This is a genomic window from Microbacterium sp. ZW CA_36, assembly GCF_044987475.1.
Lineage (GTDB): Bacteria > Actinomycetota > Actinomycetes > Actinomycetales > Microbacteriaceae > Microbacterium.
Genome location: NZ_JBJDRL010000102.1, coordinates 1 through 8,638, shown reverse-complemented (window position 1 = coordinate 8,638; position 8,638 = coordinate 1). Strand labels below are relative to the sequence as shown.

7 protein-coding genes and 1 pseudogene are annotated in these 8,638 nt (G+C 71.8%); 5 read left to right on the top strand and 3 right to left on the bottom strand.

The genetic code is table 11. From position 1 onward, the window contains the following. From ACI3KX_RS21310 to ACI3KX_RS21300, 3 genes are all read left to right on the top strand, one after another. A partial coding sequence (locus ACI3KX_RS21310; RefSeq protein WP_404910998.1) for an FHA domain-containing protein occupies nt 1-374 on the top strand: 374 nt, incomplete at its 5' end. Further along, nucleotides 371-2,074: a serine/threonine-protein kinase gene (locus tag ACI3KX_RS21305; RefSeq protein WP_404910997.1), complete on the top strand. Its 1,704-nt coding sequence runs from the start codon at nt 371-373 to the stop codon at nt 2,072-2,074. The genes ACI3KX_RS21310 and ACI3KX_RS21305, both read left to right, overlap by 4 nt. Continuing rightward, entirely contained in the window at nt 2,062-2,823 is a 762-nt protein-coding gene (locus ACI3KX_RS21300; RefSeq protein ID WP_404910996.1) for a hypothetical protein, read from the top strand. Before ACI3KX_RS21305 ends, ACI3KX_RS21300 begins: the two co-directional genes overlap by 13 nt. Nucleotides 2,824-2,867: 44 nt before the next feature. Here ACI3KX_RS21300 and ACI3KX_RS21295 read toward each other — a convergent pair whose 3' ends face one another. The 3 genes from ACI3KX_RS21295 to ACI3KX_RS21285 form a co-directional block, all read right to left on the bottom strand. Next, on the bottom strand, nt 2,868-3,359 hold the full coding sequence (locus ACI3KX_RS21295; RefSeq protein ID WP_349425895.1) for a recombinase family protein: 492 nt from the start codon (nt 3,357-3,359) through the stop codon (nt 2,868-2,870). 78 nt (nt 3,360-3,437) lie between these two features. Beyond that, the gene (locus tag ACI3KX_RS21290; RefSeq protein WP_404910995.1) at nt 3,438-5,279 is read right to left on the bottom strand and encodes a cation:proton antiporter; all 1,842 of its coding nucleotides are present in this window, start codon (nt 5,277-5,279) and stop codon (nt 3,438-3,440) included. 82 nt (nt 5,280-5,361) lie between these two features. Next, complete coding sequence (locus tag ACI3KX_RS21285; RefSeq protein ID WP_404910994.1) at nt 5,362-6,384, bottom strand: malate dehydrogenase; 1,023 nt, start codon at nt 6,382-6,384, stop codon at nt 5,362-5,364. A gap of 92 nt (nt 6,385-6,476) precedes the next feature. On the opposite strand from ACI3KX_RS21285, the gene ACI3KX_RS21280 reads away from it, so the two are divergent. Then, nucleotides 6,477-7,346: a neutral zinc metallopeptidase gene (locus ACI3KX_RS21280; protein ID WP_404910993.1), complete on the top strand. Its 870-nt coding sequence runs from the start codon at nt 6,477-6,479 to the stop codon at nt 7,344-7,346. Continuing rightward, a pseudogene (gene pip / locus ACI3KX_RS21275) lies at nt 7,343-8,308 on the top strand (prolyl aminopeptidase); the annotation flags it as partial. The gene ACI3KX_RS21280 and the pseudogene pip, both read left to right, overlap by 4 nt. Nucleotides 8,309-8,638 lie beyond the last annotated feature (330 nt).

Genomic DNA, 8,638 nt, shown 5'->3' with positions numbered 1-8,638 from the left:
AGCGGGATCACCTGCCCCGTCGACATCCGTACGCGCCCGGGCGCGTACGGATGTCGACGGGGCAGGTGATCCCGCTCGACCGCACCGTCGTGATCGGGCGCCGCCCCCGCTCCACGCGCGTGAGCGGCACCGACCTGCCGCACCTCGTCGCGGTCGACAGCCCGCAGCAGGACATCTCGCGCAGCCACGTCGAGCTGCGGGCCGAAGGCGAGAGCATCGTCGCCACGGATCTGCGCACCACCAACGGCACCACGCTGCTGCGCCCGGGAACGGATCCCGTGCGGCTGCATCCCGGTGAGGGCACGGTGGTCGTCCCGGGAGACGTGCTGGATCTCGGCGACGGCATCACGGTCGCGATCGAAGGGATGTCGTGAGTCCCAAGCGCGCGCCGATGGCGCCGCCCGATCTGCCGGGCTTCACTTATGTCGACCTGCTCGGGTCCGGCGGCTTCGCCGACGTGTACCTGTACGAGCAGCAGCTTCCCAAGCGGCGCGTCGCCGTCAAGGTGCTGCTCACGGAGCGCATGTCGAGCGGCTCGGTCGAGGAGTTCACCGCCGAGGCCAACGTCATGGCCATGCTCTCGACGCACCCGGCGATCGTCACGATCTACCAGGCCGGCGTCGCGCAGGACGGCCGCCCGTACCTCGTGATGGAGTACTGCCCGCGCCCGAACCTGCAGGTGCGCTATCGGCGCGAGCCCTTCTCGATCGCCGAGTCCCTCCGCGTCGGCGTGCAGGTCGCCGCCGCCGTCGAGACGGCCCACCGCGCCGGTGTGCTCCACCGCGACATCAAGCCCGCGAACATCCTCGTCACCGAATACAACCGTCCGGCGCTCACCGACTTCGGCATCGCATCGACGACGAATGCGGCCGCCGAGTCCGCCGGCCTGTCCATCCCGTGGTCGCCGCCGGAATCGTTCGCCGACGTGCCGCGCAGCGACCCGCGCTCCGACGTGTGGGCGCTCGGAGCGACCGTCTACACGCTCCTCGCCGGCAGGTCGCCGTTCGAGCTGCCGGGTCAGCGCAACACGGCGGCCGAGCTCATCCACCGCATCGAGACGCTCGCGCTGCCGCCTCTCGGCCGCGCCGACGTGCCGGTGTCGCTGCAGCGGGCGCTCGAGCGGGCGATGGCGAAGTCACCCGCCGATCGCTACGAGAGCGCGCTCGCGTTCGCGCGTGCGCTGCAGACCGTGCAGATCGAGCTGTCGCACTCCGTGACGCCGATCGACATCCTCGACGACCAGCTTCCGGACGACATCGAGGAGGACGAGGACGACGGGCTCACGCGCGTGCGCGGCGTCGTCAGCATCAACCCCGAGACGACGCCAGCAGCCGGCATGACGCGCCCGTCGGCGGTCACCGCCCCCGCGTCTTCGCGCTTCGAACCGGCGCCCGTCGACGCCGAGACGGTCGCGCGGTCGACGACCCCGCCGTCGGCGTACGACCAGACGCAGCTCCGCGGGCAGAGCGACCTGCCGGTGTCGCTCGACGAGACGGTGCTCCGCGCCCCCGCGACCACCGGATTCGCGACCACCGGCGCCACGACGGTGTCACGGGGCACGATCCCCGACCACGGCGCTGCGGCGACCGTCCCGGGGATGTTCACCCCCGGCGCCGATGACGTCGTCACATCCGATGCCGACCAGGTCGCGCCGCGCCGGCGCACGGGACTGTGGATCGGGCTCGGTGCCGGTGCCCTGGTGATCATCGCGGTGATCATCGGAGTGTCGCTTCCCGGCCTGCTGTCGGGCACGTCCCAGGATCCGCCGACGCCCTCCGCCTCGTCGAAGCCGCAGGACCCGATCTCGATGGTCGTGCCGCCCGTGGAAGACGTGGCAGGCGCCGCCGTCGAGGGCGGTGTGCGCTTCACCTGGACGAACCCCGACCCGCAGGACGGCGACAGCTACATCGTCGAACCGGTCTCGGCGAGCGATCCCACCACCGAGGCCCTGCCCGTGGACACCGCCGAGATCGTCGTGCCCGTCCTGGAGTCCGAACCGACCTGTATCGATGTGACCCTGGTGCGCGACAACGGCCAGTACCAGCAGACACCGAGCCGGGGGTGCGCGCCGTGACCGCTGCTGTTGCCGACACGCTGAGGGTCGAGTTCGCCGGAGAGGAGTTCTCGGTCCCGCCCGACGAGGTGTTCACGGTCGGACGCGAAGGCGACCTCGCGATCGACGACAACCTGTTCCTGCACCGCAACTTCCTCACGATCCAGAACGTCGAGGGCCTCTGGCTGCTGTCCAATGTGGGCTCGCGCCTGTCGGCGACCGTCACCGACACCGGCGGTCGCGTGCAGGCCTGGCTCGCACCGGGTGCACGCCTGCCGCTGGTGTTCGCGGCGACATCCGTCATCTTCAGCGCGGGGCCGACGACCTACGAGCTCACCATCCACGCCGCCGAGCCGACGTTCCGCGACACGCAGCCGCCGCCCGACGACGACGGGCTCAGCACGATCGGCGACGTGCCGCTCACCCACAGCCAGCGTGTCATGATCCTCGCGCTCGCCGAGCCGGTGCTGCGCCGGGAGGGGACCGGCATGAGCGAGCTGCCGACGTCGGCGCAGGCCGCCGAGCGGCTGGGGTGGACGCTCACCCGCTTCAACCGCAAGCTCGACAACGTGTGCGACAAGCTCGACCGCATCGGCGTCCCGGGCATGCGCGGCGGCGTCCGCTCGTACGCCACCAACCGCCGGGTGCGGCTCGTGGAGCACGCGCTCGCGGCGCGCCTGGTCACGCGCGACGACCTGCCGCTCCTCGACGAGGAGCGCGCGAACTCACTGAACGGCGAACGCGACTCCCGCGCCGACGACGACGCCTGAGCGCCGGTCGAGCGCCCGGCGGTACCGACCGCCGCCCGGCGAGGTCAGCGTCCGGCGTCGTAGAGGTGGCGTCCGCCGTGGCTGACGACCTTCACGACGACCCCGCGCCGGTGCAGTTCGGCGACGGTGCGGGCCTCTTCGTCGATGTCGCGGCCGAGGGCGTGCACGTTCGCGACGACGAGCACATCGCCGCGTCGCAGCGTGCCGTAGAGGCGCACGAGCCGCTCCTCCCACGACTCGAGCGTCTCGGGAGCCGGATGCCGGAACCCTTCGATCGGCACCCCGAAGCGCGTCAGGTCATTGCGCTGCTCGACGACCGAGGGCATATCGTCGCGGGCGATCACGAGTCCGACCAGCCGTGAGCCCGCGGGCCGGGCCTGCCACCAGTCGCGGTTCTGCTGCAGCTCGGTGAAGCACTTCGGGCACTCCGCAGCCGGGTGCGGCAGGTGCAGGGGCGCGGTGTCGGCCCCGGCCGACCCGCTGACGGGAGCCGCGTGCGTATGCGCGGCATCCGGCGTCTTCGTCGTCTCGCTCATGTGAGGCCCCCTCGCTCGGTGCCTATTGTCTCACCAGGCGACGGTCGCGCCGCGCCCACCGGGTCGATCCCATCCCGCTCAGCCCTCGTCGTCGAGTCGCAGCTCGAGGCTCAGCTGGTCGGCATCGAGCTCGGCGAGCGCGTGGCGCAGGGCCGGCGTGCTGTAGCCGCCCCCGGAGGAGAGCTGGTTGAGCCGCGTGCGCATCGCCTCGATCATCGCCAGTCGCAGTTCGAGCAGGTCGCGCGTGGGAAGAGTGTCGGTCTCGTCGGGCGGGTCGACCATGCGGCTGCCGACGACCTGGACGAGGTCGTCGGAGAACTCCGTGCCGTCACGGCGGCGCAGGGCCGGGCTCGACAGCGCGGCCACGGCCGCGTCGCGCAGCTCGTCGTCGAGGGCGGACTGCTCCGCCTTGTCGAGGCTGTCGTCGCCCGATCGTTCGAGCCGCAGCACGCTGACGAGCCAGGGCAGCGTGAAGCCCTGCAGCATGAGGCTGCCCACCGCGACGGCGAAGGCGATGAAGACCAGCAGCGCCCGATCGGCGGTCTCGTCGCGGGGCAGGGTCTGCGCGGCGGCCAGTGTCACGACACCCCGCATGCCCGCCCAGACGATGATCGCGCCGTGCTTCCAGCCCAGCGGCGACGCCTGGTAGTAGTCGAGGTCGCCGAGCGCTCGCGACACCCGCTCGCGCATCGACGAGAGACGGCGCTGGGCTCGGGGGCTGTCGAGATCGACCTCGTCGCGTCCGTTGCGACGGCGGCGACGGGATGCCGGTGGCCGAGGCGCGTCGTGTCGCGCGGTGGCGGCATCCGCTCGCCCGCCCGCCTCTGCGCCGGAACCCACCGCCCCGCCCGTCGCGATCTCGTCGATCCGGGCCGACATCGCCTCCAGCCGGCTTCGCTGGCGACCCCGGGCGCGCCGGCTCTGCAGCCACACGAGGAGCGACACGTACCCGGCGCGCACCGCGATGATGATCCCGAGCGCACCGGCCGCGATGCCGAGACCGGTGCCGAGGCCGTTGTGGTCCTGCATGTTCTGCGTGACGATGTCGCTCAGCTCGAGTCCCATCACCAGGAAGACGGCGCCCTCGAGCACGAGCTCGATGGTCTGCCAGTTGTGCTCGTCCGAGCGGCGCTGCTCGGGGCTGAACCACCGCGCGGCACCCTGCCCGGTGACGATGCCGGCGACGACGGCGGCCACGAGGCCGGATCCGCCGAGCTCCTCGGTGGGGATGTAGGCGATGAAGGGCACGACGAACCCGACCGCGGTGTTGGCGGCGGAGTTCTTGATGAGGGCCCGCAGCCGCAGGTTGAGGAAGCCGATGACGGCGCCGACCACGACGGCGACGAGCACACCCCATGCGAAGGCCGGCAGGAACCCCACGCCGACGGTGGTGTCGCCGGCGACCGTGGTGGCGACCGCGACCGAGGCGATCATGGTGCGCAGCAGGACGAGCGCCGTGGCGTCGTTGAGCAGGCTCTCGCCCTCGAGCATCGTCACGACGCGCCGCGAGACGCCCAGCCGCTTCACGATCGACGTGGCTACGGCATCCGTAGGGCTCAGGATGGCGCCGAGGGCCACCGCGATGGCGGGATGGATGCCGGGGATCACGGCGATGAAGAAGACGCCCAGCACGATGGAGCTCAGGATGACGAGGAGGAACGACAGCCCAGCGATCGGCCCGAAGTCGCGGCGGAACTCGATCGCCGGCAGGGCGACCGCGGCAGAGTAGAGCAGCGGCGGCAGCACGCCGACCAGGATCCAGTCCGGATTGATCTCGGGGATCTCGACGAACGGCAGCAGGCTGACCGCGCCACCGATGAGCAGCAGGATCAGGGGTCCGGCGATGCCGAGCTTCGGGGCGACCGCCGTCGCGAGCGCGATGACGATGATCGCGACGATGACGACGATCAGCACTTCCACGACTCAGAGCCTATTGCCGCGCCTCTGGCCGGTCGTTGAGCGAGCTTGCGAGTCGAAACGCGGAGACGAAGCGCGCCCAGGGTCAGAGCACCCCGAGGTCGCGCACGGCGTCGCGCTCGGCGACCAGCTCGGCCACGGAGGCGTCGATGCGGCCGCGAGCGCGATCGTCGAGGTCGAGCCCCTCGACGATGCGGTAGCCGGATCGGCCGCCGCGCGAGGTCACGGGGAACGAGCACACGAGGCCCTCGGGCACGCCGTACTCGCCGCGCGAGAGCACCGCGGCCGACGTCAGCCCCCGCCCCGACCCCAGCTGCTCATCGCGGACGTGGTCGATCGCCGCGTTCGCCGCCGAAGCCACCGAGGACGAGCCACGCACCGCGATGATCTCGGCGCCGCGCTTGGCGACCCGCGGGATGAAGACGTCGTCGAGCCACGCCGTCGCCTGCTCGTGTCCGCCCAGGCGCTCGGCCAGCGCATCGGGCACCGGCATCCCGTCTCCGAGGATCGCGTGCGAGACGTCCGGGAACTGCGTCGCGGAGTGGTTGCCCCACACGACGACGTCGGCGATCTCGTCCGCCGTCACCTGGAGCGCCTCGGCGAGCTGGCCGACGGCGCGGTTGTGGTCGAGGCGTGTGAGGGCGCTGAACCGGTCGGCCGGCACGTCGGGAGCAGCGGATGCCGCGGCGATGAGCGCGTTGGTGTTCGCGGGGTTGCCCACCACGACCACGCGCACGTCCTCGTCGGCCACGGCGCCGATCGCCTGGCCCTGGGGGCCGAAGATGCCGGCGTTCGCCGCCAGGAGGTCGCCGCGCTCCATCCCGGCGGTGCGGGGCCGCGCGCCGACGAGCAGCGCGATGCGGGTGCCGTTGAAGGCGGTCAGCGGATCGTCGGTCACGTCGACGTCGACCAGCAGCGGGAACGCGCAGTCCTGGAGTTCCATCGCCGCGCCCTCGGCGGCCCGCATGCCCTGCGGGATCTCGAGCAGCCGCAGGCGAACCGGACGATCGGCCCCGAGCATGTCGCCCGCCGCGATGCGGAACATCAGCGCGTAGCCGATCTGCCCGCCGCCGCCGGTGATGGTCACGGTCGTGGGTTCGCTCACCATGCCACGAGCCTATGCCCGCGGCATTGTACGCAATCCGCGCGATTCTGTGGCGTTCCTCTGTGCGATCAGGCGATCGGGGTACCGTGACAGGCATGACGTTCAATGAGAACGCCAACGTCGGGGGGAACACGGCGCGGCGTCGAGGCGCGGGCGCGGCGGTGGCGGGCGGTGGCATCGCCGGCATCGGCGCGATCGCCGTTCTGCTGTTCCAGCTGTTCACCGGACAGGATCTGTCGAGCATCCTTCCCGGGACCCCGCAGACCGGCACCGCCGGCGAGTCCGAGATCGAGCAGTGCGAGACCGGTGCCGACGCGAACCGCAACGACGCGTGCCGCCTCGCCGCCGGCAGCGTGGTGCTCGACGAGTACTGGACGACGCAGATGCAGGGGTACCGCCCTCCCCAGCTCGTGATCGTCGACGTGCAGACCCCGACGGCGTGCGGCACGGCATCCAACCAGACCGGCCCGTTCTACTGCCCGTCCGAGGAGACCGTCTACATCGACCCGACGTTCTTCGGCCTCCTGCGCCAGCAGTTCGACGCGTCGGCCGGGGAGCTGGCCCAGCTCTACGTGCTCGCCCACGAGTACGGGCATCACGTGCAGCACCTGGCCGGGATCATGGAGGAGTACCCGGACAACGGCACGGGCCCCGACAGCAACGGCGTGCGCAGAGAGCTGCAGGCGGACTGCTTCGCCGGCGCCTGGGTCGGCGGCATGACCGAGCAGGTCGACGACAACGGGGTGCCGTATCTGCAGGAGCCGACCCCGCAGCAGATCACCGATGCGCTCAACGCGGCCGGCACCGTCGGCGACGACCACATCCAGCAGGAATCCGGGGGCGTCGTGAACCCCGAGTCCTGGACGCACGGCTCCAGCGAGCAGCGTCAGCGCTGGTTCGAGGCCGGGTACCAGGGCGGCGTGTCCGCCTGCGACACCTTCAGCGTGCCGGGGGGCAGCCTGTGAACGAACAGCTCGACGACATCCTCTATCCGCCCCTCGAGCCCTACGACACCGGCATGCTCATCGCCGGCGAGGGCAATCGCATCGCCTACGAGCAGAGCGGCAACCCCGACGGCAAGCCGGTGGTGTTCCTCCACGGCGGTCCAGGCGCCGGCACGTCGCCCTGGCACCGCCGATTCTTCGACCCCGACCGGTACCGCATCATCCTGCTGGACCAGCGCGGCTGCGGGCGCTCCACCCCGCACGCGAGCGACCCGGACGCCGACCTCCGCCACAACACCACGTGGCACCTCGTCGCCGACATCGAGCTGCTGCGCAAGAACCTGGGGATCGAGCGGTGGCAGGTGTTCGGCGGATCGTGGGGGAGCGCCCTGGCGCTCGCCTACGCCGAGGCGCACCCGCAGGCGGTGACCGAGATCGTGCTGCGCGGCGTCTTCACGCTGCGCCGCCACGAGCTGGAGTGGTTCTACGAGGGCGGTGCGGCATCCGTCGTCCCCGACCTCTGGGAGGACTTCATCGCTCCCATACCGATCCTCGAGCGCTCGCAGCTCATGCAGGCGTATCACCGGCGCCTCGCCGACCCCGACCCCGCCGTGCACGTGCCGGCGGCCGTCGCCTGGTCGCGATGGGAGGCAGCGAACCTCACGCTGCTGCCCGACCCGGAACTGGTCGAGGCGATGTCCGAGCCGCGCGCCGCCGTGGCGTTCGCCCGCATCGAGAACCACTACTTCCTGCACGGCGGCTGGTTCGCGCCGGATCAGCTGATCGCCGGCGTCGACCGCATCCGGCACATCCCGGCCGCCATCGTGCAGGGCCGCTACGACGTGTGCACGCCCGCGATGACCGCGTGGGATCTGCACCGTGCGTGGCCCGAGGCCGACTTCACGATGATTCCGGATGCCGCGCACGCGGCGTCCGAGCCGGGCATCGCCGCCGCGCTCCGCGCCGCAACCGACCGCTTCGCCGCGGTGAGCGCAGGGAGCGACGCCGCTGCCGATGACGAGTCCGGCCCGGGCGAGGGTGTCGAGGACGCCGTCGTGGACGAGGACGCCAGCCGGGGCGAGGGTGTCGAGGACGCCGTCGTAGACGAGGACGCCGGCCCGAGCGAGAGCACGGAGGACGACGTCGCGCCGGGAGGGGAGCCGGACGAGGCATCCGCGTCGGACGCGGAGGCGCGTGAGGACGAGGCTCCGGCTGCGCCGGAGCGCGAGCCCGACGGCGGGGAAGCTTCGCCGCCGGAGCCCCCGTCGGGGGCGTCGGAGCCCGAGGCGGACGGGGCGGGAGAGTCCGCGCCC

What these genes read in the sequence shown, in the direction of transcription:
- ACI3KX_RS21295 (WP_349425895.1), bottom strand. Translation starts at nt 3,359, where the DNA reads ATGAGCGAGACGACGAAGACGCCGGATGCCGCGCATACGCACGCGGCT.
- ACI3KX_RS21285 (WP_404910994.1), bottom strand. Translation starts at nt 6,384, where the DNA reads ATGGTGAGCGAACCCACGACCGTGACCATCACCGGCGGCGGCGGGCAG.
- ACI3KX_RS21280 (WP_404910993.1), top strand. Translation starts at nt 6,477, where the DNA reads ATGACGTTCAATGAGAACGCCAACGTCGGGGGGAACACGGCGCGGCGT.